This is a genomic window from Streptomyces polyasparticus (genome assembly GCF_014493765.1).
Lineage (GTDB): Bacteria > Actinomycetota > Actinomycetes > Streptomycetales > Streptomycetaceae > Streptomyces > Streptomyces polyasparticus.
Map to the genome: position 1 here is coordinate 275,827 of NZ_JACTVJ010000004.1, position 26,136 is coordinate 301,962.

The following is a 26,136-nucleotide window of genomic DNA, read 5'->3' on the forward strand; positions in this document are numbered from 1 at the left end:
CTGCCTGCCCCTCGCTCACGAACGCTGCCTCGCTCTGCGGACCACCTTGTTGAGCGCGGCCTCCGCGGGAGTCGCGCGATGGCTGCCGACCAGCCGCTTCAGCGCCCGCAGAAAGATCTCCCGCTCGTCGTCGGGCACCTCGGCCAGCGCCTCCTTGTGCACCGAGTCCACGATCCGCTGACTCTGCTCGGCGACCCGGGCGCCCTCTTCCGTGACATGGATGATCCGGGCCCTGCGGTCGGTGCTCGACTGGCGTCGCTCGGCCAGACCCGCCTTCTCCAGGGCGTCGACCGTGACGACCATCGTCGTCTTGTCCATGTCGCCGATCTCGGCCAGCTGCGCCTGGGTGCGCTCCTGGCCGACCGCGTGGACCAGGACGCAGTGCATCCGGGCCGTGATGCCGATCTCGGCGAGGGCCGCCGCCATACGGGCGCGCAGCGCATGTCCGCCGTAATCGAGCAGGTAGGAGAGGTCCGGCTCGGTACGCGTGGGCGGTGACATCGCAGTCATGGCCACAGCATAACCGAGATTCCGATCCGAAAGGGATCGTCTGCAACGGAACTATCTGCTACGGTCGTTTCAACGCCAGCGACCAAGCCGACGACCGGAGTGCGTCATGTCTCTCAACTCGCGTGTTTCCCACGCTCTTTCAGCAAGGACGAAGCAGCTCTCGCTCGCCGTGGTGGCGACCGGGACGCTGATGATCGTGCTCGACGGTTCGATCGTGACGGTGGCGATGCCCGCCATCCAGCACGACCTGGGCTTCACCCCGGCCGGGCTGAGCTGGGTGGTGAACGCGTATCTGATCGCCTTCGGCTCCCTCCTCCTGCTTGCGGGCCGGCTCGGCGACCTGCTCGGCCGCCGCCGGATGTTCCTGTACGGGACCGGGGTCTTCACCGCGGCCTCGCTCCTCGCGGGCCTCGCCTCCTCCCCCGCGCTGCTCATAGCGGCCCGCTTCCTGCAGGGCGTGGGCAGTGCGATGGCCGCGGCGGTGAGCCTCGGCATCCTGGTCACGCTGTTCACCGAGGCACGTGAACGGGCCCGCGCCATCGCGGTGTTCAGCTTCACGGGAGCGGCCGGTGCGTCCATCGGGCAGGTGGTCGGCGGTGTACTCACCGATGCCCTGACCTGGAACTGGATCTTCTTCATCAACCTCCCGATCGGCCTCGCCTCGCTCGTGGTCGCCGCCGCCGTACTGCCCCGCGACCGCGGACTCGGCTTCGCCGCCGGCGCGGACGTCCTCGGTGCGCTCCTGGTCACGACGGGTCTGATGCTCGGCATCTACACGGTCGTCAAGGTGGAGTCGTACGGCTGGACCTCCGCCCACACTCTCGGCCTCGGCGCCCTTGCAGCGTCCCTGCTCGCCGCTTTCGTCATCCGTCAGACGAAGGCCCGCACTCCGCTCGTGCCGCTGCGGATCTTCCGTTCCCGCCAGGTGACCGGCGCGAATCTCGTGCAGATCCTGATGGTGGCGGCGCTGTTCTCCTTCCAGGTCCTGGTCGCGCTCTACCTCCAGCAGGTGCGGGGATACGGAGCCGCCGAGACCGGTCTCGCGATGCTGCCCGCGGCTGTGGTGATCGGCGCGGTCTCGCTCGGCATCTCCGCCCGGCTGAATGCGCGCTTCGGTGAACGGCGGGTGCTGCTCGCCGGGTTGACGCTCCTGATAGCCATGCTCCTGCTGCTCACCCGGCTCCCGGAGCGTTCCCACTACGCCGTGGACCTCCTTCCCGTGATGCTGCTCGCGGCCGGTTTCGGGCTCGCACTGCCGGCGCTCACCTCGCTCGGCATGTCGGGAGCGAGCGAGTCCGACGCGGGTCTGGCATCCGGAGTCTTCAACACCACGCAGCAGATCGGCATGGCGCTGGGCGTGGCGGTGCTGTCCACCCTCGCGGCCTCCCGTACGGAGTCACAGCTCGCGGACGGTGCCTCCGAGGCCGCGGCTCTCACCAGCGGTTACCACCTGGCCTTCGGGATCGGAGCAGGGCTGCTCGTGGCAGCATTCGTGATCGCGTACGCCGTGGTGCGCAAGGCTGCCGCTCCGACACCGTCCGAGGCCGTCACCGCACCGGTCCACGTGGGGGTCTGACCGCCCGCGGCCTGCTCACCTCCCGTTTCTCGCCTCTTATCTCCCCCTTGAACCTGAAGGAGCCCTGCCATGTCCAGCCACGCCACCACCTCCGCCTCCACCGCCGCCGCCGTCGACACCACTGCCGCTGCGTCCGCCGAGGCCACTGCCACCGCCAACGCCGGCACGGCCACCGCATCCCGCAAGCCCGCCTCCGGTCCGGCTCCCCGCGTCCTGAGCGATGCCGAGCTGTCCGAACTCCTCGGCGCCCAGCAGTTCTCCGTCCTCGCGACGGTGCGCCGCACGGGACACCCGCACCTGTCCACGGTCCTGCACCACTGGGACCCGCAGGAGAGAATCCTGCGGATCTCCACGACGGCCGGCCGGCTCAAGGTGCGCCAGATACAAGCCGACCCGCACGCCGCCCTCCATGTCTCGGGCCCCGGCAACTGGTCGTTCGCGGTGGCCGAGGGCGAGGCCGAGGTCTCCGGCCCGACCATGACCCCTGGCGACGCCGTGGGCCGCGAACTGCTCTCCCTCACCCCGGGGTTCAGCGATCCGGACGATGAACTGGGCTTCCTGGAGCAGCTGGTGGACGAGCAGCGCGTGGTGATCCGGCTGCGGGTCTCACGCCTGTACGGGACGTCCCTCGACATACCCGTGGAGGCCTGAGCTCACCGCTCGCCCCGGAGCGCATAGTGCGCCGCGACGCCTGGCTGGCCCGTGTAGTTGGGGCCGGCCTCGGGGTCTGCGCCCAGGTACCGGAGAGGGAGGTCCAGGGGGCGGCCGCCGCGGAGGGTCAGGCGATGGTTCCGGGCGGAGTAGGCGAAGCCCGCCTCCCTCAGCGCCGCGAGCACCACCGCTGAGGACTCTTCGTCCTCATCCACCCGCGCAGTCACCTGCTCATCCACCCGCACACTCCCGTCCTCACCCACCCGCACAGCCAGGTCATCGCCCACCCGCACAGTGAAGGGATCGAAATGCGCGACGAAGAGCCCGTCGGCGGTCAGCCAGGTGGCGATCCGGGCGAGCAGGCCGAGCCGGTCGCCGATGTAGTGCAGCCCATGGACACAGGTGATGAGGTCGTAGCACCGGCCCGGAGGTGGAGCCCAGTCGGCGAGATCGGCGGTGACGAGTTCGAGCCCTGGGGGCAGCGGTGCCCGGCGCATCGGCCCGACGAGATCCACCCCGGTGAACGTGCCGCCGGCCACCCGGCCCGCCGCCTCCCGAAGCGCCAGCCCTTCCCCGCTGCACAGGTCGAGCCACGCCGCGCCCCCGCCCCGCGCGGCCAGGAACTGACCGGGATCGAAGCCGAGTTCGCGCGCGTAGCTGTTCACCCCCGACAGCACCCGCTCACGGTTCATCGTGTTGTTGGCGACAACGGAATATCCGGTCAACTGGTCGTCCTGCACCAGGCGTCCGGTCCTCGACGGTCTCTCGCTCACGACCCGATTCTCCGGGAAGGCGCGCGGTCCGACACCCCTAATTCACTCGCCCCCGATCCCTCACCGACGGCACCCTGGCCCCATGCAGCAGAGGACCGACCCCTATGTCATCAGAGCCCGCCACACCGCCGAGACCGTCACCGTCTACCAGGCCTACTCCCCTGCGCTCGGGCTGCCCGCGGCCCGCGACGGGCGGTTTCCGGCCGCGTGGAAGCGGGAGCGGATGACCTGGGTCAAGCCGTCGTTCCTCTGGATGATGTACCGCTGCGGCTGGGGCACCAAGGAAGGGCAGGAGACCGTGCTCGCCATCGAGATACGGCGGGACGGGTTCGAGTGGGCGCTGCGCCACGCCTGTCTCTCGCACTATGTGCGCGGGCTGCACGCGGACCGGGCCTCCTGGCAGCGGGAGCTCAAGCGGGCGCCGGCGCGGGTGCAGTGGGATCCCGAGCGCGATCTGCGGCTCCAGGCGCTGCCGTACCGCTCGCTCCAGCTGGGTCTTGCGGGCGAGGCGACGCGGCTCTATGCGGACGAGTGGATCGTGTCCGTCACCGATGTCACGGCGACGGCCCGAACCATCCACGCCCTCGTACGGGAAGGCGAACTGGGCGCCGCGGCCGCGCTGTTGCCCGAGGAGACGGTGTATCCGGCGGACGACGAGCTGCTTGGGCGGCTGCGGGTCTGAGCGGGGGGAGCCGCGGGGGTGGAGGTCTAGAGCGGGGGCCTGGAACGGAGGCCTGGAGCGGGGCCTGACGCCGGGACTGAAGCGGGCCTGACGCCGGGACTGAGGCGGGGCCCGAGGCCGGGACTGAGGCGGGGCCCGACGCCGGGACTGAGGCGGCGGGCGGGATGGAGGCCCCTTCGGGGGACGGAGGTCAGTTCGGGGGATGGAGGTCAGTTCCGGGGATGGAGGTCAGTTCCGGGGACGGAGGTCAGTTCCGGGGACGGAGGTCAGTTCCGGCGGGTTGCCGTTTCGGAGCGGAAGCCGTGGCCCAGTTCGGGGCCGAGACCGAAGTAGTGGCGGAAGTTGTAGAGAAGGGGGCTCCACCGGGACGGGTCGATGTGGTCGGTGCCGGGCACGACGATCGTGGAGTCGGCGTGGACGCGTACCACCTCGCACTCCGCGATCCGGAAATGGCCCTCAGGACCGGCGGACCGCAAGGTGCGCACCCGCGCCTCCAGGTGCAGCGGGCACTCCGCGACCCGGGCCGGGCGCACCACGTGGGACGGCATCCGGCTGAGACCGGCCGCGCCGAACTTGTCGGGCTCGTGCCGGTAGACCGCGCGCTTGGCGTCCGGGACAGGGTGCGCGCCGGTGAGCGGAGCCAGGCGTTCCACCGCGGCCCACTGGTGCGGGGACGGCAGGCTGACGGCGAGTTCCGGACGTTCGGCCAGGTTGGCCGCGGTCCGGCTCTCCGCGCCGATGCCCAGGACGAGGGTGTGGCCGAGCGCCCAGGCCGACGAGATCGGGGCCAGATTGTCACTGCCGTCGGGGTTCTCGGTGGTCAGCAGGACCACCGGGGTGCCGAAGTACAGGATGGACGGGGAGATCGTCAGGTGGGACGGGGAGATCGGCTCGCGGGACGGGGAGTTCGCCAGGTGGGACGGGGAGATCGGCTCGCGGGACGGGGAGATCGGCTGATCGGTACTCGATGACGGAGCCGAGGAGGAAATCGGCAGGTGGGAAGGGGTGGTGTCCGCTGTGGTGGTCATGGAGGGACGCTAAGACGGGGTTGTTTCGGTGCCCGCCGAACCGTGGGGCGGACACAATCGATCCATGACCGTCACCTCGGCACCTGCCTCAGCGCTCGGGCCCGCCCGCACCTCGGCGCTCGCCCCCGCACCCGCCTCGGCACCCGCCCCCGCCCCGGCACCTGCCTCAGCGCCCGCCCCCGCCCAGACCGCGCCTGACCGCACCCCCGCCCAGACCACCCCCATCAGCATCTCCGCCCCCGACCTCGCCTCCCTCGCGGGGCTGCTCGCCGATCGCACCCGGGCGTCCATCTGTCTGGCCCTGCTCGACGGACGGGCGTGGACCGCCACGGAGCTGGCGCAGCACGCCGGGGTCGCCCGTTCCACCGTCACCGGGCATCTGCATCAGCTCGTGGCGGGCGGTCTCCTGGAGGAGGCACGGCAGGGCAGGCACCGCTATGTGCGCCTTTCGGGCCCGGCCACCGCGGAGATGATCGAGTCGCTCGCCTCGCATGCGCCGCTGCGGACGACTCCCGTACGTTCCCTGCGCGATGCCAGCCGCCGTCGCGCGCTCGCCCACGCCCGCTCCTGCTACGACCATCTCGCGGGCTCGGTGGCCGTGGCGATCACCGACGCCATGACCGAACGGGCGCTGCTCGCCTGGGACTACGGCCCGTCGCTCTCCGCGGACGGCAAGGCCTGGCTGCGGGACATGGGCATCGACGACCACCGCCCGCTCGGCTCCTGCCGCGCCCATATCCGCACCTGCCTCGACTGGACGGAACGGCGGCCGCATCTGGCGGGTGCGGTGGGCGCGGCCCTGTTCCAGCGGGCGCTCGACGCCGGGTGGGTGATACGCCGCGGCACGACCCGCGTGGTCGAGCTGACCGACGCCGGCCGTGCCGTATTCCGGGAGCAACTGGGCCTCGGGGACGAGGTGTTGACGCCTCCAGAGCGATGACGAGCAGTCAGGACACCGCAGCGACGAGGGGAATCAGACCGTCAGCACGATCTTCCCCCGCGTCCGCCCCTCCTGGCTGAGCCGCCAGGCCTCCGCGGCCTCTGCCAGCGGGAAGGCCTTGTCCACATGGACGGTCAGCTTGCCCGCGTCCGCGAGTTCGGCGAGCGCGGTGAGGTCCTCGGCCGACGGCCGCACCCACACATAGTGGCCACCGGCCTCCAGCGCGCCCTGGCCGTCCGCGATCGACGCGACCCGGCCCGGCTGCTTGAGCAGCGGCAGCGACTGCGCCACCGCGCCCTCGCCCACGAAGTCGAGCACGGCGTCGACACCGTCCGGTGCCAACTCCCGTACGCGCTCGACGAGTCCGTCGCCGTACGTGACCGGCTCGGCGCCCAGTTCCCGCAGATACGCGTGGTTGCGCTCACTGGCCGTACCGATGACCTTCGCCCCCAGCGCGACCGCGATCTGCACACCGAGCGAGCCCACACCGCCGGCGGCGGCATGGATCAGCACGGTCTCGCCCGCGGCCACACCCAGCCGCTTGAGCGACTGATACGCGGTGAGCCCGGCCAGCGGCACCCCGGCCGCCTGCTCCCAGGTCAGCGCCGCGGGCTTCTTGGCGAGGGTGCGTACGGGGGCGGAGACGAGCTCGGCGTAGGTGCCGTTCTGCGTCCAGTCCTTGCGTGCGTAGCCGAACACCTCGTCGCCGACGGCGAACTCCGTGGCGTCGAGACCCACCTGCTCCACGACACCGGCGACATCCCAGCCGGAGATGAGCGGGAAGCGGACCTCCATGATCGGGTCGAGGTAGCCGGCGGCGAGCTTCCAGTCGACCGGGTTGACCGCGGCGGCCTTCACCCGGATCAGCACCTCACCGGGTGCGACCTTGGGGTCGGGGAGGTCGACGAGACGCAGGTCGTCGGGGGAACCGTACTTTTCGAGTGCAATGGCCTTCATGATGATCGGCAACTCCGTAGGCGAGCGGAACATTCCTGGACTACTGGGACGCCGTCGGCCGCGCGGGATATTCGGATGCGCGAGCCGCGGCCTGGCGTGAGGATGAGCGCGGCCGCTTTGTCCAGCATCCGCACAGTCGCGGCGCGCGGCCACTTGGCACGTGTTCCCTTGGAGGCAGTCATCATCCAGCGCAAGGTCGCCGCCGCAGGTCTGCTCAAGCCGCCCACGTATTCCCATGCGTCGATCGTCGAGGCCGGTACGCGGCTGGCGTTCCTGGCCGGTTCCGTCCCGCTCGACGCGGACGGACAGCTGGTCGGTCCGGATGATCCGGTACGCCAGACCGAGCAGGTGCTCGCCAATCTCGAGGCCCAGCTGCGGGACATCGGCAGCGATCTGTCCCAGGTCGTCTATACGGATGTCTATGTGGTGAGCGGCGACCCGGCCGTGCTCGCGGACGTGTGGCGGGTGGTCGAGGCCTCGGGCCTGAGCAGGGCCGAGGGCGGTCCCCACTCGTCGACTCTGCTCGGTGTGGCGAGCCTCGGCTACCGGGGGCAGCTGGTCGAGATCACGGCCACCGCGGTCGTGCCGGAGTGACCCCTGAGCTGCGCAGGGCCCGCGCGGCGGACGCCGAGGACCTGGCCGAAGTCTGGCTGCGGTCGTACGCGGCCGCGCTGCCCGGCGTTCGGCGCGCGCATACGGACTCCGAGGTACGGGACTGGTTCCGCCATGTCGTCGTGCCGCAGCACGAGACCTGGGCGGCTTCGGCTCCGGACGGGACCGCGGTGGGGCTCCTCGTCCTCGACGGGCCGGAGCTCGACCAGCTGTATCTCGCACCCGAGTGGCGCGGCCGGGGTCTGGGCGACCGGCTCGTCACCCTCGCCAAGTCCCGCCGCCCGACCGGCCTTTCGCTGTGGACCTTCCAGGTCAACGAGCCCGCCCGCCGCTTCTACGCCCGCCATGGCTTCGTGGAACGGGAGCGTACGGACGGCTCGCGCAACGAGGAGAGCGAGCCGGACATCCGGATGACGTGGACCCCCTGACGTATGCCGACCCTGCGACGGCTCTGCCAAGCCGCCCGCCCCTGCGACGGCTCTGCCAAGCCGCCCGCCCCCGCGACGGCTCTGCCGAGCCGCCCGCCACGTGACGGCTGCGCCAAGCTCTCCGCCACCGCGAGGGCTGCGCCGACCCTGGACGTGAGCGCTCGGCGCACCCGCCGCCGTGAAGGCTGCGCCGAACTCTCCCCCACCGTGACGGCGGAGCCGAGCCCAGACGCTCGCGTCTGGCACCGCCCCGCCGGGCCCGGCGGGGGCTCCGCCCCCTGCACCCCCGACACCTCGCCCCCACACGCCCGCCATCCCCCCGAAGTGGCCTCGGCCCCACCCCGAGGCCGCGCCATCACTCCGAAGCCACACGGACACCCTCAAGCCCGCACCCCACGCACCCCACGCACCCCACCCACCCCGCCACCGCCTACCGCCCCGAACCCGCATCCCGATCCCCCGCCGCGAACCGGTCCGTAGCCCTCACCAGCAGATCCCCCACGCCGCCGTCCGCGGTGTGCCCCACCTCGTCCACCATGGTCAGTTCCGCGTCCGGCCAGGCCGCCGCCAGGCGCCAAGGGGTGCCCACGAGGTTGCCGAAGTCCAGGCCGCCCTGGACGAGCGCCGCCGGGATGCCCTTGAGTGCGCCGGCCTCGCGCAGGATCACGCCGTCCTCGCCGAGGAAGTGGCCCTGGCTCCAGTAGTGCGTGATGATCCGGGCGAAGGCCATCCGGAAGCGCGCGTCCTCGTAGCGCTCCATGGAGCGCGGGGGGCGCCGGGATCGTCGCCGTCTCCCAGTCGCACCAGGCGCGGGCCGCCCGCTCCCGTATCGCGGCGTCCTCCGAGGCGAGGAGCCGCGCGTAGCCGGTGGCCGGGTCGGGGTCGGGTACGCCGTCCATGAACGCTTCCCACGCCTCGGGGAAGATCCGCCCCAGCCCTCGCGTGAGCAGGTCCACCTCGACCTGCGTGCCCATGGCCAGACAGGTCAGGACCATCTCGGAGACCCGGTCGGGGTGCAGCTCGGCATAGCGCAGGCCGAGCACCGATCCCCAGGAGGCACCCCACACCAGCCACTGTTCGATCCCCAGATGCTCGCGCAGCAGCTCCAGGTCGGCGATCAGATGGGCCGTCGTATTGACCGAGAGATCGGTGGCGGGGTCGCTCGCGTGCGGCCGTGAGCGTCCGCAGCCGCGCTGGTCGAGCAGCACGATGCGGTACGCGGCGGGGTCGAAGAAGCGGCGGGGACGCGGACCGCAGCCGGAGCCGGGGCCGCCGTGCAGCACGACGGCCGGTTTGCCCGAGGGGTTTCCGCAGGCCTCCCAGTAGATCTCGTTGGCGTCGCCGACGTAGAGCATGCCGTGGTCATAGGTTCGATCTCCGGATACAGGCCCATGCCCGGCACCGTACCGACGGCTTTCCACAGGCGTCCCCGGGTTCCCGCCGCATCCGGACCGAAAGTCCCCTCCCTCGACGACCAACGGCACCACGTTCTTACGCGTCCCCGACTTGAGGCTTGTCTCGGGCTGACACCCCATACAGCCATGAACGAGAACAAGGGTGCCGAGAATGACCGTCACGGAGCAGGGCGCCGCAGTACACGGCAGCGGTGACATCACCACGCAGATGAGGGAGTTGGTGGATCTTGTCGGTGGCGCCGGCAATGTCGCCACCGTCAGCCACTGTCTGACCCGGCTCCGGTTCGTCCTGGACGACCCCTCGCTGCCCGACACGCAGAAGATCAGTCAACTGCCGGCCGTCAAGGGCTCGTTCGCGCAGGGCGGCCAGTTCCAGGTGGTCATCGGCAGCGAGGTCGAGGAGTTCCACAAGGAGCTCACGGCGCTGCTCGGTGCGCAGGCCGCCGGTTCGAAGGACGAGGCGAAGAAGGCGGCGCGCGCCAACATGGCGTGGTGGGAGCGCGGCATCTCGCATCTGGCCGAGATCTTCGTGCCGCTGCTGTTCGCGATCATCACCGGCGGTCTGATTCTCGGCGCCCGCAATGTCATCGGCGACATCAAGTTCGGCGATCGGACGCTCGCCGAGTCGAGCCAGTTCTGGCAGGGCACGTACGACTTCCTGTGGCTGCTCGGCGAGGCCATCTTCCACTTCCTGCCCGTCGGCGTCTGCTGGGCCACCGTGAAGAAGATGGGCGGCACCGAGATCCTCGGCATCGTCCTCGGCATCACGCTCGTCTCGCCGCAGCTGATGAACGCGTACGCGATCGGCACGGACACCCCGAAGGTCTGGGACTTCGGCTTCGCCGAGATCCCGATGGTGGGGTATCAGGCGCAGGTCATCCCGGCCGTGCTCGCCGGTCTCGCCCTCGCCTTCATCGAGCTCAGGCTGAAGAAGATCGTGCCGAACGCGCTCTACCAGGTGGTCGTCCCGTTCGTGGCGCTCGTCTCCACGGTGCTGCTCGCCCATGTCGTGCTCGGCCCGCTCGGCCGCGAGCTGGGCGACCTCGTCGGCAACGGCGCGAAGGCGATGCTGACCGGCGGTTTCGCGCCCGTCGGCGCGGTGGTCTTCGGCTTCTTCTACGCGCCCCTGGTCATCACCGGCATCCACCACACCACCAACGCGGTGGACCTGCAGCTGATGCAGGACATCGGCGGCACTCCGATCTGGCCGCTGATCGCGCTCTCCAACATCGCCCAGGCCTCCGCCGTGGTCGGCATGATCATCGTGGCGAAGCGCGGCAAGACCCGTGAACTCGCCGTCCCGGCCGCGATCTCCGCGTATCTCGGTGTCACCGAGCCCGCGATGTACGGACTGAATCTGCGCTTCAAGTACCCGATGCTGGCCGCCATGATCGGCTCGGCGTCCGCGGCCCTGATCTGCGGGATCGCGGGAGTGATGGCCAACGGCATCGGTGTCGGCGGGCTGCCGGGCATCCTCTCGATCAAGCCCGAGTACTGGGTCGTGTACGCCCTCGCGATGGCCGTCGCCATCGCCGTAGCCCTCGCCCTGGTGATCGTGTTCTCGCGCCGTGCCGCCGCCCGCGAGGCCCTCGCGGAGGCCGACGCATGAGCACCGCACCGACGCCTTGGTGGCAGACCGGCACCGTCTACCAGATCTATCCCAAGTCCTTCCAGGACACGACCGGTTCGGGCACGGGCGATCTGCGCGGAGTGATCCGCCGCCTCGGCCACCTGGCCGAGCTCGGCGTCGATGCGGTCTGGCTGACCCCGGTCTACCGCTCCCCTCAGGTCGACAACGGCTACGACGTCGCCGACTACTGCGCCATCGACCCGGCGTACGGCTCGATGGCCGACTTCGACGATCTGGTCACCGCACTGCACGCGCGCGGGATGAAGCTCGTGATGGACATGGTGTTCAACCACACCTCCACCGAGCACCCGTGGTTCCGCGCGGCCGTACAGGACCCCGAAGGCCCCTACCGCGACTTCTACATCTGGCGCGCGCCCGCCCCCGACGGCGGTCCGCCGAACAACTGGCGCTCGAAGTTCGGTGGCAGCGCATGGACTTACGAGCCGGGTTCGGGCGAGTACTACCTGCACCTGTTCGCGCCCGAGCAGGCCGATATCAACTGGGCGAATCCCAGGGTGCGTTCGGCAGTCCGGGACGTCATCCACTTCTGGGCCCGCAAAGGCGTGGACGGGGTCAGGCTCGATGTGGTCAACCTGATCTCGAAGACGCAGGGGCTGCCGGACGCCCCGGACACGGACGGCCGCGAGTTCTACACGGACGGCCCCGAGGTCCACGCGTATCTCCAGGAACTCAGCGGCAAGGCGCTGCGCCCCTACGGCTTGATGAGCGTCGGCGAGATGTCCTCGACGACCCTGGAGCACTGCCGGCAGTACGCGGACGCCTCGGGCCGCGAGCTGTCGATGACGTTCAACTTCCATCACCTGAAGGTGGATTACCCGGGCGGCGACAAGTGGACGGTCGCGCCGCCCGACCTCGTCGAGCTGAAGCGGCTTTTCGCGCACTGGCAGCAGGGGATGCACGGCCGGGCGTGGAACGCTCTGTTCTGGTGCAACCACGACCAGCCGCGCATCGTGTCCCGCTTCGGCGACGACGGCGAGCTGCACGGGCCGAGCGCGAAGATGCTGGCCATGGTGCTGCACGGCATGCAGGGCACTCCGTACGTCTATCAGGGCGAGGAGTTCGGCATGACGAATCCGGGCTACCGCTCGATCGGCGACTACCGGGACGTGGAGTCGCTCAACCTGTACGAGGAGCGGATCGCGGCCGGCGTACCCGAGGCGCGGATCCTCGACGTGCTCGCCGCGAAGTCCCGGGACAACGGCCGGACGCCCATGCAGTGGGACGACACCGTCAACGGCGGCTTCACCACGGGCACGCCCTGGCTGCGTCCGGCCGGCAACTCCGGTGCGCTGAACGCGGCTTCGGCCGTCAAGGACGAGGACTCCGTCTTCCACACGTACAAGCGCCTGATCGCGCTGCGCAAGGAGCTCGACGTCCTCGTGCACGGCGACTACACGGACCTGGATCCGGCCGATCCCCGCGTGTGGTCGTATGTCCGCCGCCATGGCGCCGACGAGCTGCTCGTCGTCGCCAACTTCTCGGGTACGCCGGTGCCGTGGGACCGTCCCGGCGTCCTCGACGGCGGTGGCTGGCTGCAGCTGCTCACCAACTACCCGCAGGCGTCCGGCACTCCGACCTCGGGGACACTGCGGCCGTACCAGGCGGGGATGTGGCTGCGGCGGGGCTGAACGCCTGAGCGGGGCGCGCCCCCGTGCGCACCCCGCTCCCCCGTCCCCCTCGCACCTGCCGCGTCCCCCTGACGCGGCAGGAACGGCTCCGTCACCGCAGCAGGAACGCCTCCGCGGCCCGCGCCCCGGCATCGCTGCGCCGCTGCACCGAATGCCCCGCGCCCTCGATCACGGCCAGTTCGCCCTTGGGCGTCTTCGCCGCCAGCTCCTCGGCCCAGACGACCGGCGTGGACAGATCGCGGTCGCCGTGAAGCAGCAGCACCGGCATCGTCAGCTTCGTGTGCGGCGGCGCCGGGTTGGGCACCGAGCGCGGCCAGGGCAGACACGTCTGCGGAATGCCCTGCTCACCGGCCGTCTTCCGTTCGAACGGCCAGGTGTACGAGGGCTTGATGCCCTGGACGGCCTTGCGCAGCGCCTGTTCCCTGCCCGCCACGGGAGCCGAGGCGCCGCCCCACGGGAAGCGGGTGTCCGCGCACAGCGTGGCCGCGTGCAGCCCCGCGCTGAACTTGGCCGGCGGGGTTCCGCTGGGGTCGTTGAAGCCGGCGACCAGGCCGTTCAGATGGGCCGTGTCACCGCCCGCCGCGCTGTGGATGGCGTCCAGGATCCGGAAGTTGGGGTTGTTCAGCTTCGGGTCGATGATGCTGGCGACGACGAGCATGCCGAAGACCGGCACCCCGTTGTCGTCCCTGCGCACGACCTCCGCCAGATCCTTCGCCGGGTCGAATCCGCAGGCCTGTTCCTTGCAGGCGGTCCGCAGCACCGTACGGGCGTGGTGCAGCGAGTCCTCGTACAGCGCGCCGGCCCCGTCGCTCGGCACGACCGAGTCGAGGACGAGCCGCTTGGTGTGCCGCGGGTACGTCAGCCCGTACTGCGCCGCCGTGAACGTCCCGTACGAGACGCCGTCCAGGGTCATCGACGGCACCTTCAGGGCGCGGCGCAGATCCTCGAAGTCGGCGACGGTGTCGGCCGTACGGTAGAAGTTCCGGTTCTTGCCGAGGAGTTGGGCGCACTCGTCGACGGCGGCGCGGCTCGGCGGGGTGGTGTCGCTGCCGCCGACTTCCTTCTGCAGCGTCGGGCAGTCGACGGCCGTGCCGCCCGTGCCGCGCTGGTCGATCATCACGAGCCGGTAGTCCTTGACGGCCTTGGGCAGCCGCTCGGCCATCGACTTGTAGAACTCCACACCCGGCTGCCCGGGACCACCGGTCAGGAGCAGGAGCACTCCGCGCGGTGCGTCGGTGTTGTTGCCGGTCGCCACCTGGAGTTTCAGGGTGCCGGGCTGTTTGCCGCTCCGGTCGAGCGGCACCACCAGGTCGGAGCAGGTGACGTCGGTGAGTTCAGGGCAGGGCCGCGGGTCGGTCAGGCGCGGCCCGGCCTGCGCCGCTCCCTCCGCCGGCGGTGCGGCGCCGGTGCAGGCCGCGATCGTGATCAGCGCCGCCGCGAGCAGGCCGGCGCGTCGAGTGTGAGCCATGAGCGTCCCCCGGGAAGCCGAAGTGCTGTCCGTCGGCCGCCATTCTCGAAGGCCCCCGGTCGCGCGGCGTTGGACATTCATGCTCACTTCACCCGTCCGCACCCGAGCAACTCCCGTACGGCGCTGGGAGGTTCCCCCGTATGGCGGCGCATCACCCGGGTCAGATGCGCCTGGTCGGCGAACTCGTACGCGGCCGCGAGGGCCCGCAGACCGCCGCGGCCGTCCTCGATGTCCTGGAGCACGGCCCGGATCCGCAGCTCGTTGCGGTACTCGGTCAGGGTCCGGCCCGTGACCCGCCGGAACACCCGGCTCAGATGGTGCGGCGAGGCCCCGACGCGGGCGGCCAGCGCGTCGAGGGAGCCGTTCAGGGACCCGGTGGCGAGGGCCGCGCACACATCGGCGACGAGCCGCTGATGGACCCGTTGCGCGGGCAGCGGCGGCGTGCCGTCATAGCCCCCGCAGCCGGTGCTCGCGGCCACCTCGTCGAGCAACTGGTGCAGCCGCTCGGCGAGTTCGAAGTCGTCGGTGCCCCGCCGTATCGCGGCCATCAGTGCCCGGTGGCGCAGGTCGGTGCGGCCCGTGATGACGAGCTTGCGCCGGCCGTCCCCTCCGTCGAAGCGCTCGCCGAAGACCTCCGGGCTCAGCGCGATCTCGGTCGAGCGGTCACCGGTGCCGAGCGGATGCGCGGTGAACACCTCGTCGCCGGGGCGTACGAGATAGCCGGCGGTCGCGTCCATCCACGACTCCTCGCCCTGCTGCCGCCACCGGTACGCCCCGGACCGCGAGAGCACCACGCCGTGACCGGTCTTGTAGCCGGGCCCGAAGAAGCCCTTGTGGTCGGTGCAGCACTCGGTGTCGACCACATGCACCCCGGGCAGCCGCAGCACCCGCCGCCCGCGACCGCCGCGCGCCCGCTGCGCCTCCGTCCACCCGCCGTCCTCGCACAACTCCCGTAAGCCCATGGGCCCACCCCCCGCGCCATCGTGCCGCGCGCGGGGCGGTGCGGGCGAGGTGGCAAGGGGTCACATTCTGGCGGCGGCCGCCTTGATGGCCTCGCGGATACGGACGTACGTACCGCAGCGGCAGACGTTGGCGATCTCGTCGATCTCCGCGTCGGTGGGCTCCGAGGTCCGCTTGAGCAGCGCGACGGCCGCCATGATCTGGCCCGGCTGGCAGAACCCGCACTGCGCGACGTCCTGCTCGAGCCACGCCTCCTGTACGGGGTGCAGCCGGTCGCCGTCCGCGAGGCCCTCGATGGTGGTGACGGAGCGGCCGGCCACCGCGGCCACGGGTGTGGCGCAGGGGTTGAAGGCCTCGCCGTCGAGATGGCTCGTACAGGCCTTGCAGACATCGATTCCGCAGCCGTACTTGGGGCCGCGGATCCCGAGCAGATCGCGCAGCACCCACAGGAGCGGCAGATCGTCGGGGGCGTCGACCGTCACGGTCTCGCCGTTCACGGTGAACGTCTGGTCCGGCATGGGTCCAACTCCTCAGCGGGGAAAGGGTTCGAAGTCGATGCGCGCGTCGATCGGGAAGCTGCGGGGCCGGCGCCCGGTGGCGCGGGCGTAGGCGTTGGCGATCGCCGCGACGGGCGCGGGCACACCCAGTTCGCCGATCCCGCCGGGTTCCGCCTCGGGTCCGCCGTCGAGGACGTGGACCTGCACCTCGTACGGGGAGTTGCGCTGGCGCGCGTAGTGGAACTGCGAGTAACTGCCCTCCAGCGGAAGGCCCTTGTCGAGGTGGAGTCCCGCCCGCAGGGTGGTGGCGATGGCGTCCGTGAGCCCGCCGAGCATCTGCGCCTCGATCCCGCGCGGGTTGACGGCCCGCCCCGCGTCCACCGCGATCACGGCCCGCATCACACGCGGCGCCTTCGGGTCGGTGGCGTCGAGGTCGACGACGCAGGCGGTGCGCGACTTGTACTCCTCGTGGAAGCCGACCCCCTGGGCCCACCCCTCGGGCAGCTCGCGTCCCCAGCCGCCCGCCGCCTTGTCGAGCACGGCCCGCTGCGCGGCCGTTTTCAGCCGGGCCCGCCGGAAGGCGACCGGGTCCTGTCCGAGCCGCTCGGCGAGCTCGTCGACGAACATCTCCTCGGCCGCGCGCCCCGTTCCCGAGTACACGCTGCGCCACGACCCCGTGGGCAGGGCGACCGGCAGCTCGGTGAGCGTCTGCCGGGTGGCGCCGAGGTCGTACGGGGAGCGCAGGGACAGTGCGAACATGACCTGCGCGGTGGCCTCGCCGAGCAGCGGAAGGCCGGTCAGGCCCGCCGTGAGCGCATCGCCGAACCCGTGCCGTACGTCCATCGCGACCGAGGCCATCCGGTGCCGGAACGACAGCGGCGCGCCGGCCGCGTACGTCGCCCGCAGCTTGTGATGCGTGGGCGGGCGCATCCGGCCGTGCCGCATGTCGTCGATCCGCGACCACATCAGACGTACGGGCCGCCGTACCGCCTTCGACACCTGGGCGGCCTCGATCGCCGCGTCGTGGAAGAGCCGGCGGCCGAACGAACCGCCCGCCTGCACCACATGCAGCTCGACGAGGGCGTCCGGCAGCCCGATCGCGTCGGCCACGGCCTTGCGGGCGGCGATCGGCGACTGGGCCGGGGCCCAGACGGTGGCGCGTGCGTCGCGCACGTCGGCGACCGCGCAGTTGGTCTCCAGGGGTGCGTGGCTGACGGGCGCGAAGTCGAACTCCGCGTCCAGATGCCGGCCGAGCAGCGGCGGGAACCCGTGCGCCACAGCGCCCCGCAGCTTCGCGCGCAGCGTCTCGTCGTCGAGTTCGTCTACGGGCCCGGGCCCCCACTCCACGTCCAGGGCCTCCTTCCCGGCGAGCGCCTGCCCGAAGGTCTCGGCGACGACGGCGACCCCGGTCGGGATGGTGGCGACGGCGAGCACTCCGGGCAGGGCCTCGACGGCGGCCGCGTTGCGGACCCGGCGTACCGTGCCGCGGAGCGTGGGCGGGCGGCGCACCATGGCGGGCTTGGCGCCGGGGATGTCCAGGTCGAGCGTGTACTGCTGCTTGCCGGTGACGAGCGCTCTCGCGTCGATACGGGAGGTCGGGCGGCCGATCAGCCGGTGTGCGGCGCGGGGCTTGAGCGCGACCGGCTGCTCGGCGGCACGGTCGCTGCTCGCCGCGCGGGCCAGTTCCCCGTACGAGGCGGAGCGCCCGTCGGCGAGGTGCGCCCGGCCGTCGCGCGTCGTGACCCGTTCGGGGTCGGTCCCCCACTGCAGCGCCGCCGCCCAGGCGAGGCGCTGCCTCGCTGCCGCGGCGGCGGTGCGGACCGGGTCGTAGAGGGAGCGGATGGAGTTGGAGCTGCCGGTGAGCTGGTTGAAGACCAGCTCGGGGCGCGCCTTGTCGAGATGGACGCGGACCTTCTCCAGGGGCGTGTCCAGCTCTTCGGCGACCAGCATCGCGACCGCGGTGGTGAGGCCCTGTCCGACCTCCTCGCGCGGCAGCCAGAAGTCGACGGTGCCATCCTCGGCGACCTTCAGGGTGAGCAGATGCGAGGTCGGCAGCGCGGCGAGGTTGAGCACGTCGCCGAGGTCGGGCAGCTCGGGCAGGGGCGCGGCGGGGGCGGCCTGCGGGTCGAGCTGGACGGCGACGGTGAGGGTGGGCGCGGCGACCAGGAGGGCGAGGAAACGGCGCCGGCCGACGCCGGGGCGCTCCGCGCTTGCTGCGGGCTCGGCGGGCTCGGCGGCCTCGGTGCGCTCCGAGCTTGCTGCGAGCTCGGCGGGCTCGGTGCGCTCCACGCTCTCTGCGAGCTCGGTGCGCTCCGCACCTTCTGCGAGTTCGGCGGGCTCCGTGTGCTCCACACTCTCTGCGTGCTCGGCGTTCTCGGTCACGGCGAGGGCTCCAGGCGAAGGGACAGCGCGTGCCGGACCGCACGCGGCAGTTGACAGACTGTCAGCAAGGCGGGTGGCGGGGAATGCCCCGGAAGCCGTGTCGTCCACCTCCGCACCACTTCCGCCCCACCGGATCACAGCCCGCGGCCGCGCCCATTAGGGTCGGTGCATGACTTCCGATCCCTCCGGAGCCTCCGGACTCTCCGAGAGCGGCAGCGTCCGGGTCGACGCGTGGATCTGGTCCGTCCGCCTGCTCAAGACCCGCTCCGCCGCGGCCGCGGCCTGCCGTGCGGGCCATGTCCGGGTCAACGGCGAGCGCGCCAAGCCCGCACAGCCCGTGAAGGCGGGCGACGAGGTGCGCCTGCGGGCCGAGCACCGCGAGCGGGTCGTGATCGTCAAGAAGATCATCCGCAAGCGCGTGGGCGCCCCGGTGGCCGTGGAGTGCTACCAGGACAACAGCCCTCCGCCGCCGCCCCGCGAGGCCGTCGCCCCGGCCGGCATCCGCGACCGCGGCGCCGGGCGCCCGACCAAGCGCGACCGCCGCGAAATGGAGCGCCTGCGGGGCCCCGCCTCGCCCGACCTGGCCGCGGCCCTCGGCGCCTTCGACCCGGTCACCGCGGAAGCACCGGACACCAAGTCCGGCCGCGGGCGCGACTCCCGCAGGTCCCGCCCCGACGACTCCCGTAGGTCACACCCCGACGACTCCCGCACGTCCCGGCGCGATCAGGGCCGCCGCTCCCGCTGAGTGACGCCCGTACGCGCGCCGAAAGGCCCGTACGCATGCCGAGGGCCCGGACCGCCGGACGTATCCGACGGGCCGGGCCACGCGGCCGGAGCCCGGGCATCACACCCGGCGCTGCACCGCCTTCAAGAGCCGCACCGTCTGATCCCGCTGCGCCCGCGCGATCAGGAGCAGCGGCACGATGAGGATCAGCGGCGTGTACCAGAACTCGCCGCCCAGGAAGGCGAGCGAGAAACTGAAGGCGCCCACCATGAGGCCCACGAAGGCGAGTGAGGCGACCCCGGACAGGACCGGGATCAACAGGGCGATTCCACCGGCCAGTTCGAGACCCCCGATGGCGTACATGAACCAGTCGCCGAACCCGATCTTGTCGAACGGCTCGGTCGCCGACACATGAGCCGTCAGCTTCGGGGACGCGGAGGCGATCGCAAAGAACAGCCCGAGCGCGATCCGCAGCGTGTGCAACGCGACGGTGGCACGGCGGCTGCGCTGGACGGCGGCGGGGGCGGCGAGAGTGGCGGACGCGGGAAGAGTGGCCTCGGACATGAGCTGCTCCTTGTGATGCGAGGGCGGGCGCTTGGTTGCGCTGTCACAGGGATGGACCGGGGGTACGGCCCCAACTCATCGGTGTGGCCCGACATCTCTCAGACCAGTTCGCGTCCGGCCGTGCTGTCCACATGCTCCGGCAGCTCGCCCTCGAAGCGGTCCCCGGTGGACACCGTCCCCGACGGCTCGAACATCAGGATCGACCCGCCGGGCGAGGACGGCTTGTGCTCGGTGCCGCGCGGCACCACGAACACATCTCCCTTGTGCAGCACGACAGTCGACTCCGCCCCGTCCGCGTCGCGCAGCGCGATGTCGAAGCGCCCGTCGAGGACGAGGAAGAACTCGTCGGTGTCCTCATGGACGTGCCAGACGTGCTCGCCTTCGGTATGGGCGATGCGGACGTCGTAGTCGTTCATCCGCGCCACGATCCGCGGGCTGTAGACGTCCTGGAAGGACGCGAGGGCTTCGGTCAGGTTCACGGGTGCGGCGGGCTTCGCCGTGCTGTTGTCCATGCGTCCAGCTTCGGGCCGGCGCCGGACGGAAGTCTTGTACGGAGCTGACACGGAATCCCGTACGGAACCGGCCGAGGCTCACCGGCCCTCTGGGACTCATCGCCCCCCACGGTCCGGTTCGTACGGCGGGACGTCGCGCCCCGGCTGATAGTGCGGACCCTGCCGGATGTGCCGCAGCACCATCGCCAGGTCCACCGTGATGACCAGCCACAGCAGCCCGCAGGCCACCGCCCAGCCCGTCCGGCCCGCGAGGGCGAACGCGACCGTACCGGCGATCGCCCACACCACACCCCACAGACTCAGCCAGAAACGCATCCTGAGCGGACTGCGCGCGGTCACCGGCTCACTGCCTGTACGCATCACGGCTCACCTCCCTGGCCTCCCGCCGCTCAGCTCAGCGTGGGCGGGCGCTCTCCTTCCAGGATGCACCCGCCGGGATGCGCCCGCCGGGCGGCCGAAGCCCGGCCAACTGGCTCCCGCGCGGCACTTAATCCCTTGCCGTACGGCGAGCTCCCGGATGCAATGTCCGACATGGCTCCCCAGGCAAGCCCGGCAGGGCATGACGACTCCCCCGGCTCCCCCGTCCGTATCGGCGTCCTCGCCCCGCTGACCAGGCCCGGCTGGACCGAGGCGGGCCAACAGCTGCTCGCCGGCGTCGAGTTGGCGGTCGACGAGGTCAACGAGAGCGGCGGGATCGACGGCCGCCCCCTCGAACTGCTCGTACGGGACACGGCGGCCGATCCGCAGCGGGCGGAGGCGGCCGCGGCGGAGCTCGATGCGCTGGGCGTGGCCGCCCTGGCCGGCGAGTACCACAGCGTGGTCGCCCGCGCCGCCGCTGGCCGGGCGGACGCCCTGGGGCTGCCGTACCTGTGCACGTCGGGTGTGCTCGACGCGCTCACGGACGAGCCGACGCAGTGGGTCGCGCGCCTGTCCCCGGCACAGTCCGTCGGCTGGCGGCTGTATGCGGACTTCCTGCTCGACGCGGGCCACCGCCGGATCGCCGTGGCGGCACAGCCGAGCGTCTACTGGGCCGCGGGGACTCGTATCGTCCGGGAGCATGTCGCACCGCGCGGCGGCAGCGTCATCGAGCTCGATCCGGTCGCGCTCGGCCCTGCGGGCGTCTGCGACGCACTCGCGGACAGCGGGGCGACGGCGCTGCTGCTCCTCGTCGGCACTCCCGAGCCCGCGGTGCCGCTCGTACGGGCGGTCCGCAGCGATCCGCGCCTGGGCGAGGTCCTGCTCGGCGCGCCCGCGGGGCAGCCGGAGTTCGCTCAGTGGGCGGAGCTGCTCGGCGCCGACGGGGCGGGGATCCCGTTCCTGCGCTATCTGCCCGCGCGACTGGGCGAGTTGGGCAGCCGGGTCGAGGGGCTGCTGCGTCAACGCCTGGGCGCGGCGCCCTCGTTCGTCGCGTTCGAGGGGTACGACACGGTCACCGTGCTCGCCGAGGTGCTGCGGACACACGGGACGGAGCGCAAGCGCGTGGCCGATGCCTGGCCGCAGCTCGCGGTCGAGGGCACGCGGGGCACGGTCCGTTTCTCGCGCGCCCCGGGGATCGGCGTCTGGCAGTGGGCGTGGCCGCCCGTCCAGATCACCGACCGCGACCCCGCGGCCCCGGACCGTTTCCGGGTCCTGCGGACAGCGGCGCCCTGAGGGGCCTCCTGAACGGCCTCGTGAAGGGACTACCCGGCCTCGTCGAAGCGCGCCGCCGCCAGATACTGCGGCTGCGGATCGAGCGCGGCCGCGAGGCGGAAGTGCCGTTTCGCGGGGCCGGGGCGGTTCATGCGCTCGTAGGTGCGGGCCAGCGCGAAATGAGCGAACGCATTGTCCGGCTCACGCTCGAGCACGATGGAGAACTCCAGCTCCGCGGCGCGCAGTTGGGCCCCCGCGAAGAAGGCACGGGCGCGCAGGAGCCGCGCCGCCGTGTGCTCGGGATGCGCCTCGATCACCGAGTCGAGCAGCTTGATCGCACCGCGGGGATCCCGCGCGTCGAGCAGCTGCTCGGCGGCACGGAAGTCGATGACGTCCGTCTCCGGGGTCCGTCCACGTCCATTGTCCAAAGACACGCCGTCATCCTTCCGCTTGCCGATCACCTACAACGCCCGTCGCTCCAGCGCTATTCCATACGGGACATACGAGCCGGGCATCCGGGCATCCGCACGCCGCTGTGCAGGACCCCGCCGGAGTTGTAAGGCTGCCCCGGCGCCGCACACCCCATACGCGCCGCCGCTCAGCGCCTGCTCAGCCCAGCGTGACGGCGAGCACCGCGCCGAGGACCACGAGGGCCGCACCGGCCGCGATGAACGTCCGGTCCAGGAGCACCCGCTCGCCGCCCAGGAGCACGGTGTCGCGGGGGTCGGCGGGGTCGTAGGCGAGGCGTACCTCGGTGCCCGGAAGCAGGGGTGTGCGCCGGTTCGGCGGCACGGGCGAGGGCAGTTCCATGACCCGTCCGTCGAGCGTCTCGAACTGCAGGAGCGGCCGCTGCGCCCCGTGCGGCGCGGGTTTGACCAGCGCGTTCACGGCCTGTCCCGAGGCCGCTATGCGGCGGGTCTGCCGGAGCCCGTAGGCACCGGCGAGCAGCGCGACCAGACCGCCGAACGAGGTGAGCGCGGCGAACACGACCACGTCCGCGCCCCGTCAGCCGCGCGCCGCGCGCGTCCGCAGCTCTTCCCAGACCGCTCGGACCCGGGGCTCGAGACGGTCGAGCGGCCCGTCGTTGTCGATCACGATGTCGGCGATCTCGAGCCGCTTCTCGCGGGTGGTCTGCGCGGCCATCCGCGCGCGTGCGTCGTCCTCGGTCATCCCGCGCAGCCGTACGAGACGGTCCAGCTGGGTCTCGGGCGAGGCGTCCACGACGACCACGAGGTCGTAGAGCGGCGCGAGGGAGTTCTCGGCGAGCAGCGGTACGTCATGGACGACCACCGCGTCCTCGGCGGCCGCACGCTCCAGCTCCGCCGAGCGGGCGCCCACGAGGGGGTGCACGATCGCGTTGAGCTGCGCGAGCCGCTCGGGGTCGGCGAAGACGATGGAGCCGAGGCGTGGCCGGTCGAGGGTGCCGTCCGGCGCGAGGATCTCCTCGCCGAAGGCCTCGACGACCGCGGCCAGGCCGGGAGTTCCGGGCTCGACCACCTCGCGGGCGATCCGGTCGGCGTCCACGATCACGGCGCCGTACGCGTCGAGCAGCCGTGACACCGCGCTCTTGCCGGCGCCGATTCCGCCGGTCAGACCCACCTTCAGCATGAGCGAGAGCTTAGGCCCTGAGTTCACTGTGTGCCCAGGGCCCCCGGGACGTACGCGAAACCCCTACGCGTCCTTGTCGCGGCCGCTCGTGCTCGCCCCTGCCCCGCCTACTTGTCCCCGTCCCTGTCCGCCAGGAACTGCTCGAGCTCCCGCCCGATCTCGTCCGCGGACGGGATCTCCACGGGCTCGGCGAGCATGTTGCCGCGGGTCTCCGCGCCGGCCGCCGCGTCGTACTGGTGCTCAAGCCCCTGGACCATGGAGACGAGCTCCTCGTCGCCCTCCTGGATCTGGCGCTCGATCTCGTTCTGCGTACGGTGCGCCTGGGTGCGCAGGGCGTGCGCGATCGCGGGCAGCACCAGGCCGGTGGCCGAGGTGATCGACTCCAGGACGGTCAGGGCGGCATCGGGGTAGGCGGACCGTGCGATGTAGTGCGGCACGTGCGCGGCGACGCCGAGCACGTCGAACCCGGCCTGGATCAGCCGGTACTCGACAAGGGCCGCCGCGCTGCCGGGCACCTGCGCCTCGTCGAAGGGGCTGCGGTGTCCGGGCACCAGGTCGGTGCGGTTGCCGTGCGGGGTCAGGCCGACGGGGCGGGTGTGCGGGACGCCCATGGGAATGCCGTGGAAGTTCACCGCGAGCCGTACGCCGAGCCGCTCGACGACCTCGCCGACGGCCTGCGCGAACAGCTCCCACTCGACGTCCGGCTCCGGCCCGGAAAGGACCAGGAACGGCGCTCCGGTGGCGTCCTGCAGCAGCCGCACCTCGATGGCGGGCTCCTCGTAGTCCACCCACTGGTCGCGCTGGAAGGTGAGCAGCGGGCGGCGGGCGCGGTAGTCCACGAGCCGGTCGTGGTCGAAGCGCGCCACGACCTGGCCGGGCAGTGCTTCGAAGAGTTCGTCGACGATCTGCTCGCCGGTCTCGCCCGCGTCGATGTAGCCGTCGAAGTGGTAGAGCATCACAAGTCCGGCCGAGTCCTGCGCCAGCGCCATGTCGGCCACGGCGAGACCCTTGGCATCCCATTCGTACAAACTCTGCGCGTCAACCACAGTGACCGTTCCTCCTTGTGTTCGTACGCAAGAACGCCCACGCCCCGCATGGCATTCCCCAACACCCGTACGTCCACGCCACGGAAGGCCCGAAAACGCAGCGAGGCCCGCATCCCCCGAAGGGGATGCGGGCCTCACCGGCGATCAACTACCGCCTAGGGGCAGAGCGTCAGCTCTGGCCACCCGCGAGCTTCTCGCGGAGCGCGGCAAGCGCCTCGTCCGAGGCGAGCGCACCGGAATTGTCCGCACCCTCGGAGGAGTACGAACCGCCACCCTGGCCACCGGCGGCCGGAGCGGCGCCGGCCGGAGCCGCCGCACCCTCGGCCTCGGCCTGGGCGTCGGCCTCGCGGGACTTGATGACCTGCGCCTGGTGCTGCTCGAAGCGCTGCTGCGCCTCGGCGTACTGGGTCTCCCAGGCCTCGCGCTGGGTCTCGAAGCCCTCGAGCCAGTCGTTGGTCTCGGGGTCGAAGCCCTCGGGGTAGATGTAGTTGCCCTGGTCGTCGTACGACGCGGCCATGCCGTACAGGGTCGGGTCGAACTCGACCGACGCCGGGTCGGCACCGAAGGACTCGTTGGCCTGCTTGAGGCTCAGCGAGATCCGGCGACGCTCGAGGTCGATGTCGATGACCTTGACGAAGATCTCGTCGTTGACCTGGACGACCTGCTCCGGGATCTCCACGTGGCGCTCGGCCAGCTCGGAGATGTGGACCAGACCCTCGATGCCCTCGTCGACGCGCACGAACGCACCGAACGGAACGAGCTTCGTGACCTTACCCGGGACGACCTGACCGATCTGGTGCGTACGGGCGAACTGCTGCCACGGGTCTTCCTGGGTCGCCTTGAGCGACAGGGAGACGCGCTCGCGGTCCATGTCGACGTCGAGAACCTCGACGGTGACTTCCTGGCCGACCTCGACAACCTCGGAGGGGTGGTCGATGTGCTTCCAGGAGAGCTCGGAGACGTGGACGAGACCGTCGACGCCACCCAGGTCCACGAAGGCACCGAAGTTGACGATCGAGGAAACGACGCCGGAGCGGACCTGACCCTTCTGCAGGGTGGTGAGGAACGTCTGGCGGACCTCGGACTGGGTCTGCTCCAGCCAGGCACGGCGGGACAGGACCACGTTGTTGCGGTTCTTGTCCAGCTCGATGATCTTCGCCTCGAGCTCCTTGCCCACGTAGGGCTGGAGGTCGCGAACGCGGCGCATCTCGACCAGGGAGGCCGGGAGGAAGCCACGGAGGCCGATGTCGAGGATGAGACCACCCTTGACGACCTCGATGACGGTACCGGTGACGATGCCGTCCTCTTCCTTGATCTTCTCGATGGTGCCCCAGGCGCGCTCGTACTGGGCACGCTTCTTCGAGAGGATCAGGCGGCCTTCCTTGTCCTCCTTCTGGAGAACAAGGGCTTCGATCTCGTCACCGACGGCGACGACCTCGTTGGGGTCGACGTCGTGCTTGATCGAGAGCTCGCGGCTCGGGATGACACCTTCGGTCTTGTAACCGATGTCGAGGAGAACCTCGTCCCGGTCAACCTTGACGATGACGCCGTCGACGATGTCACCATCGTTGAAGTACTTGATCGTCTCGTCGATGGCGGCGAGGAAAGCTTCCTCGTTACCGATGTCGTTGACCGCAACCTGCGGCGTGGTGGCGGTGGTCTCGGTGCTGCTCGTCATGTGGGAAAGGGCTCCGGTACGGGCATGGAAGTCGTAGGTACTGCTACGCCGGGAGCCCGTTTCGCTCTGCAGAAGCCGGACAGCCTAGGAAGCGCCTATCCGGAACCAGGTCCGTGGCGCCTCGACAACCGAGGGGACATACAACAGACGCGAGCGCAGCCTGCTCTGTCCGAGGCACGCAGGCTCGCAGCGCAACTTGTAGCATACGGGGGCTGCC

At 71.2% G+C, this 26,136-nt stretch carries 26 protein-coding genes and 1 pseudogene; 10 read left to right on the plus strand and 17 right to left on the minus strand.

Features of this window, described 5'->3' with window-relative positions:
- Positions 1 to 15: 15 nt before the first annotated feature.
- Positions 16 to 510, minus strand: a complete 495-nt coding sequence (locus H9Y04_RS05570) for a MarR family winged helix-turn-helix transcriptional regulator (RefSeq protein ID WP_187812531.1) — start codon at positions 508 to 510, stop codon at positions 16 to 18.
- 106 nt (positions 511 to 616) lie between these two features.
- Between H9Y04_RS05570 and H9Y04_RS05575 the strand changes: the two genes are divergently transcribed.
- Positions 617 to 2,086, plus strand: a complete 1,470-nt coding sequence (locus H9Y04_RS05575; RefSeq protein ID WP_187812532.1) for an MFS transporter — start codon at positions 617 to 619, stop codon at positions 2,084 to 2,086.
- 69 nt (positions 2,087 to 2,155) lie between these two features.
- Positions 2,156 to 2,737 (plus strand): pyridoxamine 5'-phosphate oxidase family protein, encoded by a 582-nt coding sequence (locus H9Y04_RS05580; protein ID WP_187812533.1) that lies wholly within the window; start codon positions 2,156 to 2,158, stop codon positions 2,735 to 2,737.
- Between the two features lie 2 nt (positions 2,738 to 2,739).
- On the opposite strand, the gene H9Y04_RS05585 is transcribed toward H9Y04_RS05580, so the two are convergent.
- Complete coding sequence (locus H9Y04_RS05585; protein ID WP_308800868.1) at positions 2,740 to 3,477, minus strand: class I SAM-dependent methyltransferase; 738 nt, start codon at positions 3,475 to 3,477, stop codon at positions 2,740 to 2,742.
- Positions 3,478 to 3,592: 115 nt separating this feature from the next.
- On the opposite strand from H9Y04_RS05585, the gene H9Y04_RS05590 reads away from it, so the two are divergent.
- Positions 3,593 to 4,192 carry a DUF4291 domain-containing protein gene (locus H9Y04_RS05590; protein WP_187812534.1) on the plus strand — a complete coding sequence of 200 codons (600 nt, stop codon included), beginning with the start codon at positions 3,593 to 3,595 and terminating at the stop codon, positions 4,190 to 4,192.
- 266 nt (positions 4,193 to 4,458) lie between these two features.
- Here H9Y04_RS05590 and H9Y04_RS05595 read toward each other — a convergent pair whose 3' ends face one another.
- Complete coding sequence (locus H9Y04_RS05595) at positions 4,459 to 5,220, minus strand: flavin reductase family protein (RefSeq protein WP_187812535.1); 762 nt, start codon at positions 5,218 to 5,220, stop codon at positions 4,459 to 4,461.
- Between the two features lie 64 nt (positions 5,221 to 5,284).
- On the opposite strand from H9Y04_RS05595, the gene H9Y04_RS05600 reads away from it, so the two are divergent.
- The gene (locus tag H9Y04_RS05600; RefSeq protein ID WP_187812536.1) at positions 5,285 to 6,160 is read left to right on the plus strand and encodes an ArsR/SmtB family transcription factor; all 876 of its coding nucleotides are present in this window, start codon (positions 5,285 to 5,287) and stop codon (positions 6,158 to 6,160) included.
- Between the two features lie 33 nt (positions 6,161 to 6,193).
- Here H9Y04_RS05600 and H9Y04_RS05605 read toward each other — a convergent pair whose 3' ends face one another.
- Positions 6,194 to 7,117, minus strand: a complete 924-nt coding sequence (locus tag H9Y04_RS05605) for an NADP-dependent oxidoreductase (protein WP_187812537.1) — start codon at positions 7,115 to 7,117, stop codon at positions 6,194 to 6,196.
- Between the two features lie 168 nt (positions 7,118 to 7,285).
- On the opposite strand from H9Y04_RS05605, the gene H9Y04_RS05610 reads away from it, so the two are divergent.
- Both H9Y04_RS05610 and H9Y04_RS05615 read left to right on the plus strand, forming a co-directional pair.
- Positions 7,286 to 7,711 (plus strand): RidA family protein, encoded by a 426-nt coding sequence (locus H9Y04_RS05610; RefSeq protein WP_236070604.1) that lies wholly within the window; start codon positions 7,286 to 7,288, stop codon positions 7,709 to 7,711.
- Entirely contained in the window at positions 7,708 to 8,157 is a 450-nt protein-coding gene (locus H9Y04_RS05615; RefSeq protein ID WP_187812539.1) for a GNAT family N-acetyltransferase, read from the plus strand. The genes H9Y04_RS05610 and H9Y04_RS05615 overlap by 4 nt, the downstream gene beginning before the upstream one ends.
- 430 nt (positions 8,158 to 8,587) lie before the next feature.
- Here H9Y04_RS05615 and pip read toward each other — a convergent pair.
- Positions 8,588 to 9,550, minus strand: a pseudogene (pip, locus tag H9Y04_RS05620) (prolyl aminopeptidase).
- A 173-nt stretch (positions 9,551 to 9,723) separates the two neighbouring features.
- On the opposite strand from pip, the gene treB reads away from it, so the two are divergent.
- Both treB and H9Y04_RS05630 read left to right on the plus strand, forming a co-directional pair.
- The gene (gene treB, locus H9Y04_RS05625) at positions 9,724 to 11,181 is read left to right on the plus strand and encodes a PTS trehalose transporter subunit IIBC (RefSeq protein WP_187812540.1); all 1,458 of its coding nucleotides are present in this window, start codon (positions 9,724 to 9,726) and stop codon (positions 11,179 to 11,181) included.
- Positions 11,178 to 12,851, plus strand: a complete 1,674-nt coding sequence (locus H9Y04_RS05630) for an alpha,alpha-phosphotrehalase (protein WP_187812541.1) — start codon at positions 11,178 to 11,180, stop codon at positions 12,849 to 12,851. Before treB ends, H9Y04_RS05630 begins: the two co-directional genes overlap by 4 nt.
- A gap of 91 nt (positions 12,852 to 12,942) precedes the next feature.
- On the opposite strand, the gene H9Y04_RS05635 is transcribed toward H9Y04_RS05630, so the two are convergent.
- The 4 genes from H9Y04_RS05635 to H9Y04_RS05650 form a co-directional block, all read right to left on the minus strand.
- Positions 12,943 to 14,319: an alpha/beta hydrolase gene (locus H9Y04_RS05635; protein WP_187812542.1), complete on the minus strand. Its 1,377-nt coding sequence runs from the start codon at positions 14,317 to 14,319 to the stop codon at positions 12,943 to 12,945.
- 83 nt (positions 14,320 to 14,402) lie between these two features.
- Positions 14,403 to 15,281: a helix-turn-helix domain-containing protein gene (locus tag H9Y04_RS05640; RefSeq protein ID WP_187812543.1), complete on the minus strand. Its 879-nt coding sequence runs from the start codon at positions 15,279 to 15,281 to the stop codon at positions 14,403 to 14,405.
- 60 nt (positions 15,282 to 15,341) lie between these two features.
- Entirely contained in the window at positions 15,342 to 15,797 is a 456-nt protein-coding gene (locus H9Y04_RS05645) for a (2Fe-2S)-binding protein (protein WP_187812544.1), read from the minus strand.
- Between the two features lie 12 nt (positions 15,798 to 15,809).
- Positions 15,810 to 18,158 (minus strand): xanthine dehydrogenase family protein molybdopterin-binding subunit, encoded by a 2,349-nt coding sequence (locus H9Y04_RS05650; protein ID WP_308800869.1) that lies wholly within the window; start codon positions 18,156 to 18,158, stop codon positions 15,810 to 15,812.
- Positions 18,159 to 18,327: 169 nt separating this feature from the next.
- On the opposite strand from H9Y04_RS05650, the gene H9Y04_RS05655 reads away from it, so the two are divergent.
- Complete coding sequence (locus H9Y04_RS05655) at positions 18,328 to 18,903, plus strand: RNA-binding S4 domain-containing protein (protein ID WP_187812545.1); 576 nt, start codon at positions 18,328 to 18,330, stop codon at positions 18,901 to 18,903.
- A 99-nt stretch (positions 18,904 to 19,002) separates the two neighbouring features.
- On the opposite strand, the gene H9Y04_RS05660 is transcribed toward H9Y04_RS05655, so the two are convergent.
- The 3 genes from H9Y04_RS05660 to H9Y04_RS05670 form a co-directional block, all read right to left on the minus strand.
- The gene (locus tag H9Y04_RS05660; protein ID WP_187812546.1) at positions 19,003 to 19,446 is read right to left on the minus strand and encodes a DoxX family protein; all 444 of its coding nucleotides are present in this window, start codon (positions 19,444 to 19,446) and stop codon (positions 19,003 to 19,005) included.
- A 98-nt stretch (positions 19,447 to 19,544) separates the two neighbouring features.
- The gene (locus H9Y04_RS05665) at positions 19,545 to 19,958 is read right to left on the minus strand and encodes a cupin domain-containing protein (RefSeq protein ID WP_187812547.1); all 414 of its coding nucleotides are present in this window, start codon (positions 19,956 to 19,958) and stop codon (positions 19,545 to 19,547) included.
- A 96-nt stretch (positions 19,959 to 20,054) separates the two neighbouring features.
- Complete coding sequence (locus H9Y04_RS05670; RefSeq protein ID WP_187812548.1) at positions 20,055 to 20,318, minus strand: DUF6343 family protein; 264 nt, start codon at positions 20,316 to 20,318, stop codon at positions 20,055 to 20,057.
- A 171-nt stretch (positions 20,319 to 20,489) separates the two neighbouring features.
- On the opposite strand from H9Y04_RS05670, the gene H9Y04_RS05675 reads away from it, so the two are divergent.
- The gene (locus tag H9Y04_RS05675) at positions 20,490 to 21,608 is read left to right on the plus strand and encodes an ABC transporter substrate-binding protein (RefSeq protein WP_236070605.1); all 1,119 of its coding nucleotides are present in this window, start codon (positions 20,490 to 20,492) and stop codon (positions 21,606 to 21,608) included.
- 29 nt (positions 21,609 to 21,637) lie between these two features.
- Here H9Y04_RS05675 and H9Y04_RS05680 read toward each other — a convergent pair whose 3' ends face one another.
- The 5 genes from H9Y04_RS05680 to rpsA all read right to left on the minus strand — a co-directional run bounded on the left by H9Y04_RS05680 (position 21,638) and on the right by rpsA (position 25,919).
- The gene (locus H9Y04_RS05680) at positions 21,638 to 22,021 is read right to left on the minus strand and encodes a tetratricopeptide repeat protein (protein ID WP_187812550.1); all 384 of its coding nucleotides are present in this window, start codon (positions 22,019 to 22,021) and stop codon (positions 21,638 to 21,640) included.
- A gap of 175 nt (positions 22,022 to 22,196) precedes the next feature.
- A complete protein-coding gene (locus H9Y04_RS05685) occupies positions 22,197 to 22,580 on the minus strand; it encodes a DUF3592 domain-containing protein (protein ID WP_187812551.1) in 384 nt (127 codons plus the stop codon).
- A 12-nt stretch (positions 22,581 to 22,592) separates the two neighbouring features.
- Positions 22,593 to 23,195: a dephospho-CoA kinase gene (gene coaE / locus H9Y04_RS05690; RefSeq protein WP_187812552.1), complete on the minus strand. Its 603-nt coding sequence runs from the start codon at positions 23,193 to 23,195 to the stop codon at positions 22,593 to 22,595.
- A 107-nt stretch (positions 23,196 to 23,302) separates the two neighbouring features.
- Positions 23,303 to 24,241: a PAC2 family protein gene (locus H9Y04_RS05695; protein ID WP_187812553.1), complete on the minus strand. Its 939-nt coding sequence runs from the start codon at positions 24,239 to 24,241 to the stop codon at positions 23,303 to 23,305.
- A 169-nt stretch (positions 24,242 to 24,410) separates the two neighbouring features.
- Positions 24,411 to 25,919, minus strand: a complete 1,509-nt coding sequence (rpsA, locus tag H9Y04_RS05700; protein WP_187812554.1) for a 30S ribosomal protein S1 — start codon at positions 25,917 to 25,919, stop codon at positions 24,411 to 24,413.
- Positions 25,920 to 26,136: the final 217 nt, after the last annotated feature.

What these genes read in the sequence shown, in the direction of transcription:
- H9Y04_RS05570 (WP_187812531.1), bottom strand. Translation starts at nt 510, where the DNA reads ATGACTGCGATGTCACCGCCCACGCGTACCGAGCCGGACCTCTCCTAC.
- H9Y04_RS05575 (WP_187812532.1), top strand. Translation starts at nt 617, where the DNA reads ATGTCTCTCAACTCGCGTGTTTCCCACGCTCTTTCAGCAAGGACGAAG.
- H9Y04_RS05580 (WP_187812533.1), top strand. Translation starts at nt 2,156, where the DNA reads ATGTCCAGCCACGCCACCACCTCCGCCTCCACCGCCGCCGCCGTCGAC.
- H9Y04_RS05590 (WP_187812534.1), top strand. Translation starts at nt 3,593, where the DNA reads ATGCAGCAGAGGACCGACCCCTATGTCATCAGAGCCCGCCACACCGCC.
- H9Y04_RS05595 (WP_187812535.1), bottom strand. Translation starts at nt 5,220, where the DNA reads ATGACCACCACAGCGGACACCACCCCTTCCCACCTGCCGATTTCCTCC.
- H9Y04_RS05600 (WP_187812536.1), top strand. Translation starts at nt 5,285, where the DNA reads ATGACCGTCACCTCGGCACCTGCCTCAGCGCTCGGGCCCGCCCGCACC.
- H9Y04_RS05605 (WP_187812537.1), bottom strand. Translation starts at nt 7,117, where the DNA reads ATGAAGGCCATTGCACTCGAAAAGTACGGTTCCCCCGACGACCTGCGT.
- treB (WP_187812540.1), top strand. Translation starts at nt 9,724, where the DNA reads ATGACCGTCACGGAGCAGGGCGCCGCAGTACACGGCAGCGGTGACATC.
- H9Y04_RS05630 (WP_187812541.1), top strand. Translation starts at nt 11,178, where the DNA reads ATGAGCACCGCACCGACGCCTTGGTGGCAGACCGGCACCGTCTACCAG.
- H9Y04_RS05635 (WP_187812542.1), bottom strand. Translation starts at nt 14,319, where the DNA reads ATGGCTCACACTCGACGCGCCGGCCTGCTCGCGGCGGCGCTGATCACG.
- H9Y04_RS05640 (WP_187812543.1), bottom strand. Translation starts at nt 15,281, where the DNA reads ATGGGCTTACGGGAGTTGTGCGAGGACGGCGGGTGGACGGAGGCGCAG.
- H9Y04_RS05645 (WP_187812544.1), bottom strand. Translation starts at nt 15,797, where the DNA reads ATGCCGGACCAGACGTTCACCGTGAACGGCGAGACCGTGACGGTCGAC.
- H9Y04_RS05655 (WP_187812545.1), top strand. Translation starts at nt 18,328, where the DNA reads ATGACTTCCGATCCCTCCGGAGCCTCCGGACTCTCCGAGAGCGGCAGC.
- H9Y04_RS05660 (WP_187812546.1), bottom strand. Translation starts at nt 19,446, where the DNA reads ATGTCCGAGGCCACTCTTCCCGCGTCCGCCACTCTCGCCGCCCCCGCC.
- H9Y04_RS05665 (WP_187812547.1), bottom strand. Translation starts at nt 19,958, where the DNA reads ATGGACAACAGCACGGCGAAGCCCGCCGCACCCGTGAACCTGACCGAA.
- H9Y04_RS05670 (WP_187812548.1), bottom strand. Translation starts at nt 20,318, where the DNA reads ATGCGTACAGGCAGTGAGCCGGTGACCGCGCGCAGTCCGCTCAGGATG.
- H9Y04_RS05675 (WP_236070605.1), top strand. Translation starts at nt 20,490, where the DNA reads ATGGCTCCCCAGGCAAGCCCGGCAGGGCATGACGACTCCCCCGGCTCC.
- coaE (WP_187812552.1), bottom strand. Translation starts at nt 23,195, where the DNA reads ATGCTGAAGGTGGGTCTGACCGGCGGAATCGGCGCCGGCAAGAGCGCG.
- rpsA (WP_187812554.1), bottom strand. Translation starts at nt 25,919, where the DNA reads ATGACGAGCAGCACCGAGACCACCGCCACCACGCCGCAGGTTGCGGTC.